This is a genomic window from Delftia sp. BGA-UO-ETr-SB1 (genome assembly GCF_059567865.1).
Map to the genome: position 1 here is coordinate 1,086,886 of NZ_JCAQOW010000006.1, position 16,793 is coordinate 1,103,678.

General features: G+C 66.1%; 14 protein-coding genes. 5 read left to right on the forward strand and 9 right to left on the reverse strand.

Going from position 1 to position 16,793, the window contains the following annotated elements; all coding sequences use genetic code 11:
• Positions 1 to 301 precede the first annotated feature (301 nt).
• Positions 302 to 2,269 carry a sigma-54-dependent Fis family transcriptional regulator gene (locus AC57B5_RS23695; protein ID WP_496400464.1) on the forward strand — a complete coding sequence of 656 codons (1,968 nt, stop codon included), beginning with the start codon at positions 302 to 304 and terminating at the stop codon, positions 2,267 to 2,269.
• A 15-nt stretch (positions 2,270 to 2,284) separates the two neighbouring features.
• Here AC57B5_RS23695 and AC57B5_RS23700 read toward each other — a convergent pair whose 3' ends face one another.
• The 6 genes from AC57B5_RS23700 to AC57B5_RS23725 all read right to left on the reverse strand — a co-directional run bounded on the left by AC57B5_RS23700 (position 2,285) and on the right by AC57B5_RS23725 (position 10,519).
• Entirely contained in the window at positions 2,285 to 3,703 is a 1,419-nt protein-coding gene (locus AC57B5_RS23700; RefSeq protein WP_097201387.1) for an RtcB family protein, read from the reverse strand.
• A gap of 408 nt (positions 3,704 to 4,111) precedes the next feature.
• Complete coding sequence (locus AC57B5_RS23705) at positions 4,112 to 4,882, reverse strand: SDR family NAD(P)-dependent oxidoreductase (RefSeq protein WP_012207444.1); 771 nt, start codon at positions 4,880 to 4,882, stop codon at positions 4,112 to 4,114.
• A gap of 29 nt (positions 4,883 to 4,911) precedes the next feature.
• On the reverse strand, positions 4,912 to 6,783 hold the full coding sequence (locus AC57B5_RS23710; RefSeq protein WP_496400465.1) for a TRAP transporter large permease: 1,872 nt from the start codon (positions 6,781 to 6,783) through the stop codon (positions 4,912 to 4,914).
• Positions 6,784 to 6,788: 5 nt separating this feature from the next.
• The gene (locus AC57B5_RS23715; RefSeq protein ID WP_097201389.1) at positions 6,789 to 7,808 is read right to left on the reverse strand and encodes a TRAP transporter substrate-binding protein; all 1,020 of its coding nucleotides are present in this window, start codon (positions 7,806 to 7,808) and stop codon (positions 6,789 to 6,791) included.
• Between the two features lie 18 nt (positions 7,809 to 7,826).
• Positions 7,827 to 9,236, reverse strand: a complete 1,410-nt coding sequence (locus AC57B5_RS23720) for a four-carbon acid sugar kinase family protein (protein WP_496400466.1) — start codon at positions 9,234 to 9,236, stop codon at positions 7,827 to 7,829.
• Between the two features lie 8 nt (positions 9,237 to 9,244).
• Positions 9,245 to 10,519 (reverse strand): ribulose-bisphosphate carboxylase large subunit family protein, encoded by a 1,275-nt coding sequence (locus AC57B5_RS23725; protein ID WP_496400467.1) that lies wholly within the window; start codon positions 10,517 to 10,519, stop codon positions 9,245 to 9,247.
• 133 nt (positions 10,520 to 10,652) lie between these two features.
• On the opposite strand from AC57B5_RS23725, the gene AC57B5_RS23730 reads away from it, so the two are divergent.
• Positions 10,653 to 11,537: a LysR substrate-binding domain-containing protein gene (locus AC57B5_RS23730; RefSeq protein ID WP_097201392.1), complete on the forward strand. Its 885-nt coding sequence runs from the start codon at positions 10,653 to 10,655 to the stop codon at positions 11,535 to 11,537.
• 79 nt (positions 11,538 to 11,616) lie between these two features.
• On the opposite strand, the gene AC57B5_RS23735 is transcribed toward AC57B5_RS23730, so the two are convergent.
• Both AC57B5_RS23735 and AC57B5_RS23740 read right to left on the reverse strand, forming a co-directional pair.
• Positions 11,617 to 12,294 (reverse strand): glutathione S-transferase family protein, encoded by a 678-nt coding sequence (locus tag AC57B5_RS23735; RefSeq protein WP_207441634.1) that lies wholly within the window; start codon positions 12,292 to 12,294, stop codon positions 11,617 to 11,619.
• Positions 12,295 to 12,468: 174 nt separating this feature from the next.
• Positions 12,469 to 13,221, reverse strand: coding sequence for an SDR family oxidoreductase (locus AC57B5_RS23740; RefSeq protein ID WP_097201393.1), 753 nt, complete (start codon positions 13,219 to 13,221; stop codon positions 12,469 to 12,471).
• Between the two features lie 125 nt (positions 13,222 to 13,346).
• On the opposite strand from AC57B5_RS23740, the gene AC57B5_RS23745 reads away from it, so the two are divergent.
• Positions 13,347 to 14,255 (forward strand): LysR family transcriptional regulator, encoded by a 909-nt coding sequence (locus AC57B5_RS23745; RefSeq protein ID WP_496400468.1) that lies wholly within the window; start codon positions 13,347 to 13,349, stop codon positions 14,253 to 14,255.
• Between the two features lie 148 nt (positions 14,256 to 14,403).
• Here the strand turns inward: AC57B5_RS23745 and AC57B5_RS23750 are convergent, their stop codons facing one another.
• A complete protein-coding gene (locus tag AC57B5_RS23750) occupies positions 14,404 to 15,258 on the reverse strand; it encodes a LysR substrate-binding domain-containing protein (RefSeq protein WP_016445479.1) in 855 nt (284 codons plus the stop codon).
• 132 nt (positions 15,259 to 15,390) lie between these two features.
• Here AC57B5_RS23750 and AC57B5_RS23755 point away from each other — a divergent pair, with 132 nt between their 5' ends.
• On the forward strand, positions 15,391 to 15,804 hold the full coding sequence (locus AC57B5_RS23755; RefSeq protein ID WP_012207434.1) for a VOC family protein: 414 nt from the start codon (positions 15,391 to 15,393) through the stop codon (positions 15,802 to 15,804).
• Positions 15,801 to 16,781 (forward strand): 2-hydroxyacid dehydrogenase, encoded by a 981-nt coding sequence (locus AC57B5_RS23760; protein ID WP_496400469.1) that lies wholly within the window; start codon positions 15,801 to 15,803, stop codon positions 16,779 to 16,781. The genes AC57B5_RS23755 and AC57B5_RS23760 overlap by 4 nt, the downstream gene beginning before the upstream one ends.
• Positions 16,782 to 16,793 lie beyond the last annotated feature (12 nt).

The window sequence follows — 16,793 nt, forward strand, 5'->3', positions numbered from 1 at the left end:
CTTATGGGTCTGTTGTGATCGGGTGTGGATCGGGATATCCGGCCATGGCCGGACGGCAGACATGATTCAAAAGCCGTGCCAGCCTGCAGGCCGCAGGGCAGTTGCCCGCAAAGGCACGCGAGACGTGGCTGCTTCGGGTATTCCCGTGCGCGTTCGCCCTGTGCCGTGACGTTCCGCAACAGGACAACTGTCCAGAAATGGAACAGTCGGGCGCCTGGCCTGCCACTTGGCTTGCCCGGTGCCCGCCGGCCCCGCATACTGGTCTGCAACGCGGCGCAATGACGCCCGAGCAGGAGACAGCATGCAATCGAGAGCCTCCCTTGTGGCCTTGCGCCAGGCCCGTCACAGCCTGATGGAGTCAGGCCTGTGCCCCAGCGGCCTGGTGGACGAGCGCCTGGCGCGCTCGTGGCAGCGCTGCATCGAGCAGGGACTGCGTCCCACAGGACGGCTGGGTGCCGCCGACAACCTGGAGCAGCACGCGCTGGGCGTGCTGCGCAGCCGCCACCATGCGCTGCTGGCGCATTCACGGCCCGTCATGGAATACCTGTCCGAGCAGGTGCGCGGCAGCCAGAGCGTGGTGGTGTTGGCCGGCCCCTGCGGCACCCTGGTGGATACCTGCGGTGACCCCTTCTTTCTGGGCAAGGCCGAGCGCGTGGCCCTGGCCAGCGGCGCGTCCTGGCATGAGGCGCAGCGCGGCACCAATGCCATCGGCACGGCACTGGCCGAGATGGACTCCATCGAAATCCAGGGCGGCGAGCATTTCCTGGAGCGCAACGGCTTTCTCACCTGCGCGGCCGCGCCCATCCTGTCGGGTACGGGCCAGCTGCTGGGCATCCTGGACATCTCCAGCGAACATGGCCGGGGCAGCCCGCACACGCTGGGCCTGGTCGGCACGGCGGCCCGCATGATCGAAAACCGCCTCATGGCCTGCGACGGCCAGCGCCACATCCGCCTGCACCTGCACGCGCGGCCCGAAGGCATTGGCACGGTGGCCGAAGGCATTGCGCTGATCTCCGCGGACGGATGGCTGGTGGGCGCCAACCGCGCCGCGCTGGCCCTGCTGCGCCTGTCGCGGGCGCAACTGGGCAGCGTGTCGCTGGAGCAGGTGCTGGACGCCGGGCTGGAGGAGCTGCTGTCACGCCAGCACCGCCAGCCCGATGCGGCCCAGCCGCTGCGGCGCCATGACGGCACGGCGCTGTTCGGCCAGCTGGTGCCGGACCGGCGCACGGTCCGGTCCTCGGTCGTGGAACGGGTTGCAGAACAACAGCAACAGCACCAGCAACAGGCGCCGCAGCAGCCGGCGCGCGATGCGCTGGCGCGGCTGGACACGGGCGATGCGCGCTGGCGCACGGCGGCCGACAAGGCCCGGCGCGTGCTGGGCAAGCCGATTGCGCTGCTCATCCAGGGCGAGTCCGGCGTGGGCAAGGAATGGTTTGCGCGCGCGGCCCACGACAGCGGGCCACGCCGCGACGGCCCCTTCGTGGCCATCAACTGCGCGGCCATGCCCGAGTCGCTGATCGAGGCCGAGCTGTTCGGCTACCGCCAGGGCGCCTTCACGGGCGGGCGGCGCGAAGGACAGGCGGGCCTGCTGCGCCAGGCGCACGGCGGCACCCTGTTCCTGGACGAGATCGGCGACATGCCGCTGTCGCTGCAGACCCGGCTGCTGCGCGTGCTGCAGGAGCGGCAGGTGGTGCCGCTGGGCGGCGGCACGCCCGTTGCGGTCGATTTCGCGCTGGTCAGCGCCTCCAACCGCAGGCTGCGCGAGGATGCCGACCAGGGACGTTTTCGTGCCGACCTGTACTACCGCATCAACGGCCTGGCCGTGGAGCTGCCTCCGCTGCGCGAGCGCGGCGACTTCGAGGCGCTGGCCGCGCGCATGCTGGCCGACATCGAACCCGCGCGCCCGCTGCGCATGGCGCCGGCCCTGCTGGCGCAACTGGCCGGCCATGGCTGGCCCGGCAATCTTCGCCAGTGCGCCAGCGTGCTGAGAACGGCCTGCGCCATGCTCGATCCCCATGAGGACTGCCTGCAATGGCAGCACCTGCCCGATGACTTCCAGGCCGAGCTGGCGCAGACCGCCCGCAGCGGCCCCCGGCTCGACGCTGCGCCGCAGAGCCTGGATGAACTCTCGCGCTCGGCCGTGCGGCAGGCGCTGGAGAACTGCCGGGGCAATGTCACCCAGGCCGCACGCATGCTGGGCATCAGCCGCCAGACGCTGTACCGCAAGCTGGCCCAGGACCGTGCGGCGGACGGCTTGCGGCTGCAGTGAGGCGCTTGCCGGTGCTCAGGCCTTGAAGGTGATCCAGGGCCTGAGCTTCACGGCGGCGTGGATCAGGCCGGCCGCCTCCTGCGACTCGATGACCGGGCCGATGGGCTTGTAGGCTTCGGGCGCCTCCTCGATGCGGCGCTCCTCGCGCAGCGTCACGCATTGCCAGCCCTGTTCGCCCGCACGGCCTGCATGTGCCTCGGGGCGCAGCGCGCGCACGGCCTGGCGGCGCATGCGCCGCCCCGCGCCATGGCTGCAGGACCAGAGCCAGTCGGCCGCGCCCAGGCCCGTGACCAGGTACGAGGCATCGCCCATGGACCCCGGGATCAGCGCGAAGTCGCCCTCGTTGGCCGGCGTGGCGCCCTTGCGGTGGATGTTCATGCCGCCTTGCTGCAGGACCACGTTGTGCGGCACATCGACCACCAGGTGCGAATCCGCTGCGCCCACGATCTGCTCCAGGTCCTTGCGCACCAGCTCGGCCAGCACCACGCGGTTGGCCCAGGCATAGCGCGCCGCCACGCCCATGGCCTGCAGGTACTCGCCGGCCAGCGGACCCGACAGGCCGTACAGGCCGCTGGCAGGGTGCTTCACGCCTTGCGGCCACTCGGCCCGGGCGCGGTCCATCCAGGCCTGGCCCACGTAAAAGCCCAGGTCGCGCGAGCCGCTGTGGATCATCACCACCACGTCGCCCGCGCGCAGGCCCGCGCGGTAGGCCGCGTGGCGGTCCAGCACCTCGTCGACCACCTGCAGTTCCACGAAATGGTTGCCCGATCCCACCGTGCCCAGGCACGGGTCGCGGAACACGGCATGGCGCTCCTGCAGATAGGCATGGGGCGCGTGGCGGGCGCTGCCAGCGAAGCTGTCCAGGCCGATGCAGGCGGCCAGCTCGCGGTGCAGGCGGTCCCTGTCGACATGGCCCCACAGGCCCTGGCCGCTCAGCCGGTCCACAAAGGCGGCCGGCCCGTGGTCGAACAGCGCGCGGAAGGCGGCCGTGGTCACGGGCACGTCGCGCCCGCTGCCCAGCAGGCTGGCGGTCAGCAGTTCCACCAGCCGGCCCTTGTGCGGCGCCAGCTGGTCCAGCCGGGCGCCCGTGGTCAGCAGGCGCACGCTGCAGTTGATGTCCGTGCCGATGGCGGCCGGAATGACGAAGTCCGATGGCGTGGCCACCACGCTGCCCACGGGCGCCACCGTGCCCGGATGGAAGTCGGGCGTGGCGCAGGCGCGGCAGACGGCGCCGTGGCTGCCCTGGCCGTCATGCCGGCGCACGGCCGCAAAGGCCAGCAGCTGGCGCACGGCCTTGTCCTCCAGGGGAAGGCTGTCGGGAAGAAGAATGTGGGCCTCGGCCTGGCCATCGCGCACGTGGTAGATGCCGTCGCGATAGTCGAGGGAGATGCCCGTGCGTGCAAAGGCACGCTGGAGTCGTTGAGGAGTGCTCATGGCTGCAGATCCGCGAGGCCTGGTTGGCGCTCGCCGCGTCCGATGGGTGTACGGACGATGAAAGACACCCGGGCGGCAAAGGCCCGGAAAACGTCTTTCCTGCAGCAGCTCGTTCAAGAAAGAAGGGGCGCAGTATAGCGGCAGATTTCCGAATCGTCTGCGGCTTCGGTTCTTGCAGCTTGAGCAGCACGCCGATCGATCGGCCGGTCGGCCGGCCAGTCTCGCGCTCGACGCGGCAGATCAGGTCCAGCCTTTCCTGGTGCTGGGTGTGGGTTGCGTGGCTGAAGTTCGGGCGAAAGGCGCCAGCGCCAGCGTGCAACAGGGCGCGGATGATGGAAAGGTCGCAGCCCAAGGGCCGAGCGTGGCGTGGAGAAGACCGCGCATGGTGCCCTTGGAGGTTTTGGGGCCTTATATGCCGCGTGCGCCTGACGCGAGAAAGCCGCCATCGACGGGCATCGCGATGCCGGTTACGTACCGAGCGTCTTCGGACACCAAGTAGGTCACGGCCGAGGCGATCTCCCCACAGGTGCCGTAGCGGTTCATCGGAATGGCCTTCGAATATTCGGCGCGGAACTGCGCGGTGTGCAGCGCCTGCGTCATCGGCGTATCGACGGGGCCTGGAGCCACCGCGTTGGCGGTAATCCCGTGCTCGGCCAGTTCCACGGCCATCTGCCGCGTCAGCGCAATCACCGCCCCTTTGGACGTGCCGTAGGCGGTGCGGCCGCTCCCCACTGCGCGCATGCCGGCAACAGACGCGATGTTGACGATGCGGCCCCAGCCCTGCTTCACCATCAGCCGAGCCGCCGCTTGCGCGCACAGCAGCGTGCCGGTGACGTTGACGTTCATCGTCGCGACGAAGTTGTCGAGCGGGAAGTCGATGAAGGGGAAGACCTTCGCAATGCCGGCAGAGTTGACAAGGATGTCGCAGCGCCCGTGCTCGCGCTCGACCTGCTCGAACGCCGTGGCAATAGCCTCGGGCTTGCCGACGTCCAGCCGCAGCGCGGTGGCCCGGCCGCCGGCAGCACTGAGCTCGAGTGCCGTCGCTGTCGCCGCATCGACATCGAGGTCGGCCACGAGGACATGGTGGCCGAGGACCGCCAGACGGGCGCACACTTCTGCGCCGATGCCCTTGGCGCCGCCGGTGACGAGCGCGACACGTGATTCGGAAATGGTGGTCATGTCGGGTACCAATAAGAAGGTAGAAGGGTTCAAAGGAAGCCGATCGAGATCCACGGCACCGCCGCGACGATCACGAGGCCGACGAACAAGGCCAGCATGTAGGCGCCAATCGGTCGGATGCCTTCGTCGGGGTTGACGCGGCCGATCGCGCAAGCGGCGTAGTAACCCACACCGAAAGGCGGCGCGAACAGGCCGAGGCCCATCGCGAGGATGACCACCATCGAGTAGTGCACCTCATGGATGCCCACGGTGCGGGCAATCGGGAACAGCAATGGGCCAAACAGCACAATCGCGGGGATGCCCTCGAGCATGCTTCCCAGCACGATGAAGGCGACGACCGATACCGCCATGAAGCCTGCAGCCCCGCCAGGCAGCTCACGCATGGCCTGGCTCAGCGTGTTCGAGAAGCCCGATTGCGTCAGGCCCCAGGCCATCGCGGTGGCCGCACCGATGATCAGCAGGATCGAGCCTGACAGGCTTGCGGTATCCACCAGCATCGGATAGATCCGCTTCCAGTCGAACTGCCGGTAGATCAACAGGCCGGCGAGCACGCCGTAGGCGATGCCGATGGTGGAGACCTCTGTGGCAGTCGCGACACCTTCCACCACAGCGGCGCGGATGATGAACGGCAGCGCGATGGCCGGGAGCGCAATCAGAAATGCCCGACCGATCTCACGCCGGCTGGCACGCTGCACGCCGCTCAGGTCTTCATGCCGATAGCGGGCCCACACTACCGCCATCAGCGTCACGGCCAGCACGAGGCCTGGCAGCAGGCCGCCGGTGAACAACGCGGCGATCGACACGCCGGTGACCGAGCCTATCGTGATCAGCACAATGGATGGCGGAATGGTCTCGGTCTGTGCCCCGGTGGCCGACAGCAGCGCGACCAGGTCGCCTTCCTTGGCGCCGCGCTTCCTCATCTCGGGGAACAGCACCGGTGCCACGGCTGCCATGTCTGCGGCCTTCGAACCTGAGATGCCGGAGACGAGATACATCGCGCCAAGCAGCACGTAATGCAGGCCCCCGCGCACGTGCCCCAGCAGGCTGGCGAGGAACGCCACCATCGCACGCGCCATGCCCGTCATCTCGATCAGTTGGCCCAGGAAGACAAACAATGGCACCGACAGCAGGATCAGGTGGCTGACGCCCTCGTCCATGCGACCGACGACGATCAGAACGGGCGTGTTCGTCGCCAGCATCACATAGCCCAGCGTTGCAAGGCCGAAGGCGAAGGCAATCGGCACGCCGGCGAACACTGCCCCAGCGACGACGACCACGAAGAAGACCACCAGATTGGCGTTGCCGAGCTGTCGCCACACCGGTTGCAGCAGCGTCATCACGACCATCAGGGCGACGACCAAGCCGACGGCGGCCATCACTTGGCGCGGCCGCCCCACCGCGACGAGCCGCAGTACGGCCAGCAGCGCCATCGCCCCGAATCCTGCGGTCATCGCGGCCGCGCGCCATGAATTCTGCAGATCCAGCGCTGGCGTGCGCATCATCGCCTCCTCCACCGCGTATTCATATGCATGCGGCAGCACCAGCAGCAGGAATGCCAGCGCCGCGGCGGTGGCAAGCACATCAAGGAAGGCGCGCGCTTCGGGTGCGAGCTTGCCCACCACTGCCGTCATGCGCATGTGCTCGCCGCGCTGGAAGGCGACCGCAGAGCCCAGCATCGCCAGCCACAGGAAGAGGATCGAGGCGACCTCATCCGACCAGATCAACGGATAGTGGAACATGTAGCGCGCGACCACGCCGGCCAGCAGCACGGCGATTTCGGTGGCCACCAGCAGCGCGACGGGTAAGCCGAGCAGGTGTCCCAGCGCTTGATGGGCGCGCTGCGCCCAGGCAGCGACGGCGCCGCGCTGCGGGCCGTCTTCGGAGATGGGTGTGGCGTGCATCTCGGTCAGCCCAGCTTGCCGGTGTGCTTCTCGAGCAAGGCCCAGGCCTCATCGCCATACTTCTTCTTCCACTCGGCGTAGAAGCCTGACGCAAGAAGCCGCGCACGGAACGGCCCGATTTCCGGGTCGTTGAAGGCCAGCCCCCTGGAAGTCAGCTCGGGCCGCAACGAGGCGTCGAGCTTCGCGCCATCGGCGCGCATGTCGAGCGCAGCCTGGTTCAGGTGCTTGGCAATGATGGGCCTTACCTTCTCGGGCATGCGGCTCCAGACCTTTTGGTTCGTCATGCACCAATAGCCATCCCACATGTGGTTGGTCATGGAACAGTACTTTTGCACCTCGTAGAGTTTGGCGATCGAGATGATCGCCAAAGGGTTCTCCTGACCATCGACCACCTTCGTCTGCAGAGACGAATATGTCTCCGCGAAGTTGATAGAAGTGGGTGCGGCGCCGAGATGCTTGAACAGCGAGGTCCACAGAGGGCTAACCGGCACGCGAATCTTCAAGCCCTTGAGGTCGTCGGGCGTGTTGATCGGACGGACGCTGTTGGTGATCTGCCGGAAGCCGGAACTCCACACGGTGTCCATCGCCATCAGGCCGACCTTGGGGAACTGCGCGCGCAGAAATTTGCCGAGATCACCGTCCAGCGCCTTGTTGACGGCCTCGTCGTTCGCCCAGGCGAATCCAAGCCCCCACATCGATGAGACGGGCACGAGCTGCGACAGCACGTTCACGCCCGAGACGGTGAAGAACTCGAGCCCGCCTGCGCGCAGCTGCGAGAGCATGTCAGCGTCGTTGCCGAGTTGGTTGTTCGGGAAGACGTTGATCTGAACCTGGCCACCCGTGTCTTTCAGGACGCGCTCAGCGGCCTGCATCGCTCGCACGTTGAGTGGATGTGTCGCCGGCAGGTTGGTCCCGAACTTGTAGGTAAATTCGGCGGCGCGCGCGAAGCGCGGCAGCACCAATGCCGGTGCGCTGATCAGTGCGGCGCCAGTCACGATGGCACGTCGGCGGTCGATCGAATTCATGGTTATGTCTCCTGTTGTTTATGCAAGTGAGAGGTGGGCGTCGGCCGTGCCGAGCAACGCCTTGACGAAATAGTCGGGCTGGCCCATCTGGCCGCCCTTGAGCGCAATTTCGAGCTGTGCCAGGTGCGGCTCGCGCGAGATGGCGCGGCACAGCGGAGCGCCTGGCGCCAACCGGGCGACGACGCGCAGAGCCTGCGGGGCTAGTCGCTGCGTGACGTGGCTGGAGGTGTCGCCGCCCGACAGCAGCAGGCGCTTGAGAGGATGCGCACGCAGCAGCGCATCGACGAGGTCGCCGAAGCGGTGTCCCAGCAGGCGGCCGCCTTCGTGGCGGGCCTGCTCCCGGCTGATGCCTTGCTTGGCGAGCGCGGACAGCATCGCTTCGATACGCGGGTCCTTCGGGCCGCGCGCGCTGTGCAGCATCACGCTGTGGCCGGCGCGCAGCGCTAGCAGGGCCTGATCGACGAGGCGGGCGAGTTCCGCTGCGGGATCGCTCGCTGCGACCAACGCGGCAGCGTCCACCGGCAACTCGACGAAGCCCGCATCAGCGGCTGCGTCGATCTGCAGCGCGCTCAGCGGCGAAGCGCTGCCTGAGACGGCCAGCACCTGCGGCACGCCGTCGAAGCGGTCGTGCGTAGTCGGGATGGATGGCAGGGCGCCGGTCTCGTGCCACCACTGCGTCAGCGCATACTCGAGACCCGAACCGCCGATGCAGAACAAGGGTGTCTGGCGGCCCTGAGCCGCACCAGCGAGCCAATCGAGCAGCCGGCCGGTCTCGGTCAAGTGCTCAGTCGTGGTGCCGTCCAGCAGCACCGCGCCGCCCGACGTGGCGTCAACCACGCGCTGCAACTCGCCCGCCATCTCGGTGCGGTCGAGTGTGAGTTGCGGCAGCGTGAAGCCGGTGACAGGCATCGCGGTCTGCCCTGCGAGGTGGCGCGCCAGATCCGCCTCGTGCATCGGCGTTACAGGGTGCACGCTCATGATTGGGTGGCGATCGATGCGATGCACACGGTCGTCGGTGCCGGAGCGCGCGAACAGATTGCCGAAGGCGCAGTAGCGGCCGAGCGCGGGGGTGGCGGCAACGATGGGAATCGCGGTGTCACCGAAGGCCGTGCGAGACAGGTCCATGACCCGCCCGATGCTGCCGATGGTTGGTGAGCTGTCGAAGGTCGAGCAGACCTTGTAGTGCACCAGCGGCACAGGCAGGCGGGACATCGCTGCAAGCACGGGTGCGAGTTGCGCGTCCATCTCGGCCGGCGACATCGCGCGGCTCGCGCCCGCCACGCCGATCGCGTCGAAAGGTCCGAACTCGGCCAGCGTCTGCTCGTCGGGCACGTCGAGGAACAGTGCGCAGTTCAGGCCGGCGAACGCCAGCACTTCGAGTGCATCGGTGGACCCGGTGAAATCGTCACCGTAGAAGGCAAGCTTCATACCGGCTCCTACAGGTTGGCGAAATGAACCAGCGCGCGCTGTAGCGCTGGGTGCGCATCGGCATAGTGCTCCAGGCTCACGCCGGCCACCGCCGCCTCCCAGCCTTCGCGCATGCTTGCCACGCCGGTGGCAATGCCGTCGGGGTGGCCGATGATCCCGCCGCCCGCGAGGTGCATAAGGTCCACCGCGCCGAGCGCGCCGTACAGGTCGGGCGCCAGGCCGGCCCATTGACCCGACGAGAACACCGGCATCAGCGGCTGCAGTCCCGCCCAGGGCGCCAGGCAAGCTTTCGCTGAGGCGATCACCGAGTCGTCCGGCTCCCAGAACTTGCTGCGGATGCCGTTGCAGTGCAGGTGATCCACGCCGGCCAGGCGCCACAGCTTCTGGTAGGCCTGGAACGAGAAGCCGAGCCCTCCATGGCGCGTGAACGCGCCCCAGCCATTGCGATGACCATGGATCGGCAACTGCGAGTGGCGGCGCAGGTGTTCGACGGCGCTGAATCCGACCCAGTTGATGCTCACCATCACGCAGCTGCCGCCTGCGGCGAGCACGGCGTCGTGGCGGCGCAGCATCTCGTCGACCGAACCCGAGATGTTGATCGCGTACATCGGCATGCGACCGAGGCGATCGGCATGGCGCTGCAACACCGGCATGACGGCGCGCAGGCGCTCGTCGAACGGCGCGTACGGCGGGTCGGCGATCAGTTCATCGTCCTTGATGAAGTCGATGCCGGCTGCACAGAGGCTGTCGACCAATTCGGCGGTCTGTGCGGGCGTGAGACCGATGCTGGGCTTGATGATGGTGCCGATCAACGGCCGGCCATGGACGCCGGCGAGACGCCGGGTGCCTGGGATGCCGAAGGCGGGGCCGGCGAACTGCGCGGCGTATTCGGGGGCGAGATCAAGGTCGAGCAGGCGCAGGCCGGTGACTTCACCGAGCTCGTACAGGTTGCCCGCGATGGTGGCCAGCATGCTCGACAGATTGGCTCCGACGTTGGCGACAGGGAACGCGATCTCAATCTCCGCGCGGTGGAAGACGCCGCCGTGCGGATGCCGGTCGACATAGGCGCTTGGAAGCGTCGGCTGAAGCCCGGGTGCGAGTGGCTTGATGCTGGCGATTCGCGCGCGGGAGCGCTCTTTCAGTTCATCGGTCTCACCGGGCAGTGAAAGGAAGGTGCCGCTGGACTGTTCGCCGGAGATCACCTGCGCGATCTTTTCGGAGGCGACCGAGCTTTCGACGAAATAGCGGGCGGTGAACTCTTTACGCGGGGCGATGTTGTTCATGAGGCTGTGAGCTTCTGTCTTTGATAGACCGAAGGGTAGGCGTCACAAACCAATGAGGCAAACGATTCAATTTCGAATGGCTGTGATATAAACTCACAAAACGTACGGGTTGACCCTAGATCAAAAACTCGCCATGGCCACGCCCCATCGACTTTCGCTCAACGGATTGCGCGCCTTTGAGGCGACAGCGCGTTTGCGCAGCTTCAGCGCGGCAGCTGAAGAACTCTCGGTGACGCATGGCGCGGTGAGTCGCCATATCCGCACGCTTGAAGACTCGCTGGGCCTGGCGCTTCTGCAACGCACAGCGCAGGGTGCGACGCCAACAAACGAAGGGTTGCGCTTGGCGGAAGGCCTCTCTACGGCCTTTGGTCTGATTCAGTCAAGTGTCGAGCAACTCAAGCCTGGCCCGCTCACATTGGCATGTTCGGAGTCGATCATGATGTACTGGCTCATTCCCAGGCTGAATCGCTTCAAGGAGATCAACCCCGAGGTGGAGCTTCGCTTCAACATGAGCCATGGTCCGATCGACTTCGCTCATGACAAGGTCAGTGTGGCCATTCGTCTGTCATCGATTGACCCCCCAAAGGAGGCTGTCCGAGCGGATGTGGCTCATGAATGGATTGGGCCGGTATGCTCACCTGGGTATCTGCAGAACCACCGCATCGAGTCCTTCGAAGATCTCGCTCGAGCACGGCTGATGATCTCGCTCACCCGACCAACAGCCTGGGCCGACTGGGCCAGTTGCAGTGGGCAAATGAGCCCGGAGTTGCGCGTAGATGAGTCATTCGCCCACTTCTACCTGCTTATCCAAGGCGCCCGTTGTGGTCTGGGTATGGCGAATGTGCCCCATATGCTGGTCCGAGATGATCTGATGAGCGGCACCTTGGTTGCTCCCATGGGCTTTGTGTGTGGCCCCAACCGACTAGCGATCTGGACTGCTCCACACCTTAGCCGCAGACCTGATGTGGTGAAGCTGGTCGACTGGTTGCACGATGAGTTGCGCGCATCGGAGCCGTAGATGGTCTGCGGTCAGTGCGGCGCTTTGATGGAGGAGCATGTTTTTGACTCCTGATTGGAAGATTTGGGCTGGTTGATCGTTACCGTGAGGAAACAGCGATGAATGAGCCTTGCTCGCGCAGATGCCTCTGGAAACGATCGGCATAGTCTTCGACGACGGCATGCCTCACGCTGGGGCGCTCCGCAAGCGCCGATCGCCACGCTGAAATGCGCGGAAGGCCGTCGAATACCTGATACGCGACCGTCGCGGGGGTGATGTCGAAGTATCGGAACAGCGGGGCGTAAACCGCATCGACCATGCCAAAGGCCTCGCCTGCGAAAAATGGCCCTGTATCCATTTCTGACTCCAGCTTGCCCAGCCGTTCGCGAAATGCAGCGCGCTTGGCATCGGCGGTTGCAGAGTCGCGAGCGTGGAGGAACTGCCAGCCTTCGGCGAAGGTCTGGGCGGCAAACTCGATCCACGCGCGGTGCTGTGCGCGAGGCAATGCATCAACGGGGTACATCGGCGCACCGCCTTGCGTTTCATTGAGGTACTCGCAGATGACCACGCTTTCGAACAGGATCGCGTCCTCGGCATTCGCTTGGCGCACCTTGAGCACCGGCACCTTGCCGGTCGGTGAAAGTGCCAAGAACCAGTCTGGCTTGGCTGACAGATCGACGTCTATCCGATCGAATTCCACACCTTTCTCAAGAAGCACGATCACGGCGCGCTGGACGAAGGGGCACAGCGGGTGGCTTATCAGGGTAAGTGCAGTCATAGTGATGTGAGGCTCTGGAGGGTTTGTGCAGGGGAAACAGCGGCATGGGGCCACGTACCGCTGTTTCCTTTGCCTGGAGTGGAGGAGCTGTCACGCAGCGCTGAAGCAGGCCGTCAGCGCCTCGTTGACTCTGCCCGAGCCAACACGCTTTCGCCGACCTCCTGGGCTGCGCGCTTAACCATTGAGCAGGCGGCCGCCGTCAACGACGATTTCAGAGCCCACCGTCCAACGCGACTCGTCGGAAGCCAGATACAGCACGGCTTTAGTCACCTCGTCGGCCGTGCCGAAGCGCCCAAGCGGAATGCTCGCCGCAATATCTTTGTTGACCTGCTCGCGGTACGCGTCCGGAATCCCGAGCTTGTCGTACAGCGGCGTTTCGATCGGTCCGGGGCTGACCGCATTGACACGGATGCCACGTCCCAGCAATTCAGTCGAAAGCGTCTTCGACATGTTCAAGAATGCGGCCTTCGTGGCGGCATACACGGACGAGCGGGCTGCGCCTGCATGCGCGCTGACGGAGGTGTTGAGCACGACGGAGGCGGGATTCGCGAAGATCGGGAGCAGTGCCTGCATCAGGAAGTAGGGGCCCTTGACGTTGATGTCGAAAGAGCGGTCAAACATCTCTTCCGACCATTCCTCGATGGGCAGCCAGACAGATACGCCGGCATTGAGGAAGGCAATGTCCAGTTGGCCGTAGTGCTCCTTGATGATCTGTGCCAATTCCTTTTGGGCAGCAACGCTGGCCGAGTCGGCGCGCAGCACCTGAACTTCGGGGCCCAGTTCGGCTTGTGCCTTTGCGATCGAATCGGGATTTACGCCCGTGACGATGACGCGGGCGCCTTCCTCCAGAAACTGCTTTGCGGTTTCCAGCCCGATGCCACTCGTGCCGCCAGTGATGAGAGTACGTTTACCTTGCAAGCGCGACATTGATTTCTCCTGAGAACGACGACCGACCAGGTCGACCGCAGGAATGATGCATCCATGCAAAAAAATACATAAGATATGACTTATGTATAAGATTCATGCTGAAACTGCATGAATTGAGGTGAGTAATGGACCGATTTCTCTTGATGAGCTGCTTCGCGCGCGCCGTAGAAACTGGAAGCTTTTCTGCTGCGGGGCGTGATCTGGGCCTGGGGCAACCCAATGTCAGTCGCTATGTGGCGGCGCTGGAAGATCATTTGCAGGCGCGCCTGCTCCACCGGTCCACGCGAAAGCTATCTTTGACGCCGGAGGGCGAACGCTACTACGCGGACATCCGGCGAATCCTGGATGCGGTAGATGAATCCGAATCGTCCTTCAGGAACAACGTCGAGCCATCAGGGCTCTTGCGCGTAGCCTGCCCAACGGCTCTCGCACACGCATTTGTGTTGCCACACGTGCCGACCTTTTTGGAGCGCTATCCCCAATTGACCTTGGATCTTCAATTCAACGATCGATACGTGGACTTGGTCAACGAAGGGACCGAAATCGCCATTCGCATCGGACACTTGGAGGACAGTAGCTTGCGGGCCCGGCGTCTTGGATGGTACGACCGCGTCTTCGTGGCCAGCAAGGACTACCTGGCCAAACGTGGAGTTCCGCAGACTCCAGATGACCTGCGCGATCACGATTGCATCGTCTACACCCTGTTGTCGTCCGGGGCGATCTGGCGATTCCGCGACGCGGACATCCCGGTTTCCGGCAGGCTCAGGGTGAACTCGCCCGACGCAGTGAGTGCCGCGGTCACGGCAGGCCTGGGCGTAGCACAAGGACCTGCGTGGCTGTTTGAGGGCGGGCTGAACAGCGGCCGATTGCAGTTCATTCTGACGGATCATGCGGCTCCGCCCGTACCGGTGCAGATCGTCTATGTGGCCAACAGGCTGCTACCCACGCGGGCTGTCGTGTTCATGGACTTTATGGATGAGTTGTTTTCGAGGATTCCTGCCTTGAATGGCCGCACTCCTTTGCCGAATCTATAAATGTTTCATTCGTCGGTCACCCGCGAATGCCATCAGGGCCAGCAGTACGAACACCTTGCATCGACAGGCCGAATGTGAGACTGCAAACCCTTCAGCTCCTTGCTCTGCCGAATCTTGCTTTTCTTGAGAAGTCCATGCGAGACATTCCCTAAGCGAGTGCGCCCTCCAGCAGCTCGGCCATGCGCGGCAGGTCGGGCTCGGCGCTGGTCACCAGCAAGATGGCGCGCTCATAGGCGGCGCCCGCAATGGGCAGCATGCGGCAGTCGCCCATGAAGCGTTCCAGGCCTGTCCAGTGCGGCACCAGGCCCACGCCCATGCCGTCGGCGGCCAGCATGGCAATGGCCTCCAGGGCGTCCAGGTCGCACAGCACCGCGGGCTCCAGGCCCTGGTCGGCCAGCCAGTCGGCCGCATGGCGGCCACCCCAGGCATCGGGGTCGTAGCGTATGTAGGGCAGGCTGCGCAGCAGCGCGGCAGGCCGGCCGCGTGCCTGGGGCGGGGCCAGCAGCACCAGCGGCTCGCGGCGCAGCTGCACGCTGCGCAGCGCCTTGGGCAGTTCAAAAGGGGGCGCCACGATGACGGCGGCATCGAGCTCGCCGGCCTGCAGCATCTGGAACAGCGCGCGCGAGGTACCCGGCACGATGACGGGCCGGCACTGTGGCGCCGCCTGCGTGAGCTTGCGCAGCGCGGCCGGCAGCATGCCCGTGAGCGCGGTCGAGATGGCGCCGATGCGCAGCGTGCCGGCCAGGCCATCGGCGCTGGCATCGCTGCCCAGCAGCGCGGCCTCGCGCACCAGGCGCCGCGCGCGCGGCAGCAGGGCCAGGCAGGCCTGGGTGGGGCGGGCCGCATGGCCGCTGCGCGAAAGCAGGGCAAAGCCCAGCTCGCGCTCCAACGCCTGCACGCGCTGGCCCACGGCGGCGGCGGTCAGGTGCTCGGCGCGCGCCGCATCGGCGATGGAGCCGCTGTCCACCACGGCGATCAGGCTCTTGAGATAGCGGGTCTCCAAAAGATTTCCTTGTGGATTGCAAAGAAATCAACGCTATCACTTTTGAAAAGCCTCTGCTAGGCTCGCGCCACCCACGGCAGGCCACGGCCTGCAGAACCTGCCTGCACCACAAGCACAACCAAAGGATCAACCATGCGCACCAGCTTCCACCTTGCCTACCATGTCCGCGATCTGGACGAAGCGCGCGCCTTCTACGGCACGCTGCTCGGCTGCCAGGAAGGCCGCAGCACCGAGACCTGGGTGGACTTCGACTTCTTCGGCCACCAGATCTCGCTGCACCTGGGCGAGCCCTTCCCGGTCACGAACACCGGCCGCGTGGGCGACCACATGGTGCCCATGCCCCACCTGGGCCTGGTGATGGCCATGGACGACTGGAAGGCCCTGGCCGCGCGGCTGTCCGGCGGCGTGGTGGATTTCGTGCTGCAACCCGGCATCCGCTTCGAGGGCGAGCCCGGCGAGCAGGCCACCATGTTCTTCCGCGACCCCAGCGGCAATCCCATCGAGGTCAAGGGCTTCGCCGACCTGGACAAGGTTTTTGCCAAATGAGCGGTTCGCTGTCTCCTCGCGCCTCGCTCCCCCCGCTCCCCCCGCTTCCTTTCGTCTGCGCACCCGGCTACCCGGCAGCCCAGGCCTGGCTGCAGGCCCTGCAGGCCGCCTTGCCCGAGGAGCGCGTGGTGGCGCTCGATACGCTGGATGCCGACCAGCGCGCGGCCTGCGAGGTCGCCATCGTCGCCAACCCCCAGCCTGCCGACCTGCGCACGCTGCCGCGCCTGCAATGGGTGCACAGCGTCTGGGCCGGCGTGGAGCGCCTGGTGGCCGACCTGGGCGATACCGACCTGCGCATCGTCCGCCTGGTGGACCCGCAACTGGCCGACACCATGGCCGAGGCCGTGCTGGCCTGGACCCTGTACCTGCACCGCGACATGCCGCGCTATGCCCGCCAGCAGGCCGAGCGCCAATGGCTGGCGCATGACGGCGTGCGCGCGCAGGACAGGACGGTGTCGCTGCTGGGCCTGGGCGCACTGGGCGAAGCCAGCGCGCGGCGGCTGCTGGCGGCAGGCTTCCAGGTGCGCGGCTGGAGCCGCACGCCCAGGCACATGGAAGGCGTGCAATGCCATGCGGGTGATGCCGAGCTGCCCGCCATGCTGGCGCAGACCGACATCCTCGTATGCCTGCTGCCGCTCACGCCGCAGACGCGCGGCATCGTCGGCGCGCAGGCGCTGGCCGCGCTGCCTGCCCATGCCTCGCTGATCAACTTTGCGCGCGGCCCCATCGTGGACGATGCCGCGCTGCGCGCCGCCCTGGACAGCGGCCGCCTGGCCCATGCCGTGCTGGACGTGTTCGAGCAGGAGCCCCTGCCAGAATCGTCCTGGCAGTGGGCGCACCCCGCCGTGACCGTGCTGCCCCACATCTCGGCACCCACGGACCGCGCGACGGCATCGGCCATCGTGGCGGGCAACATCCGGCGCTGGCGCGCCAGCGGCGAGCTGCCGCAGGCGGTGGACGCGGCGCGGGGCTATTGAGGGCGGCTGCGG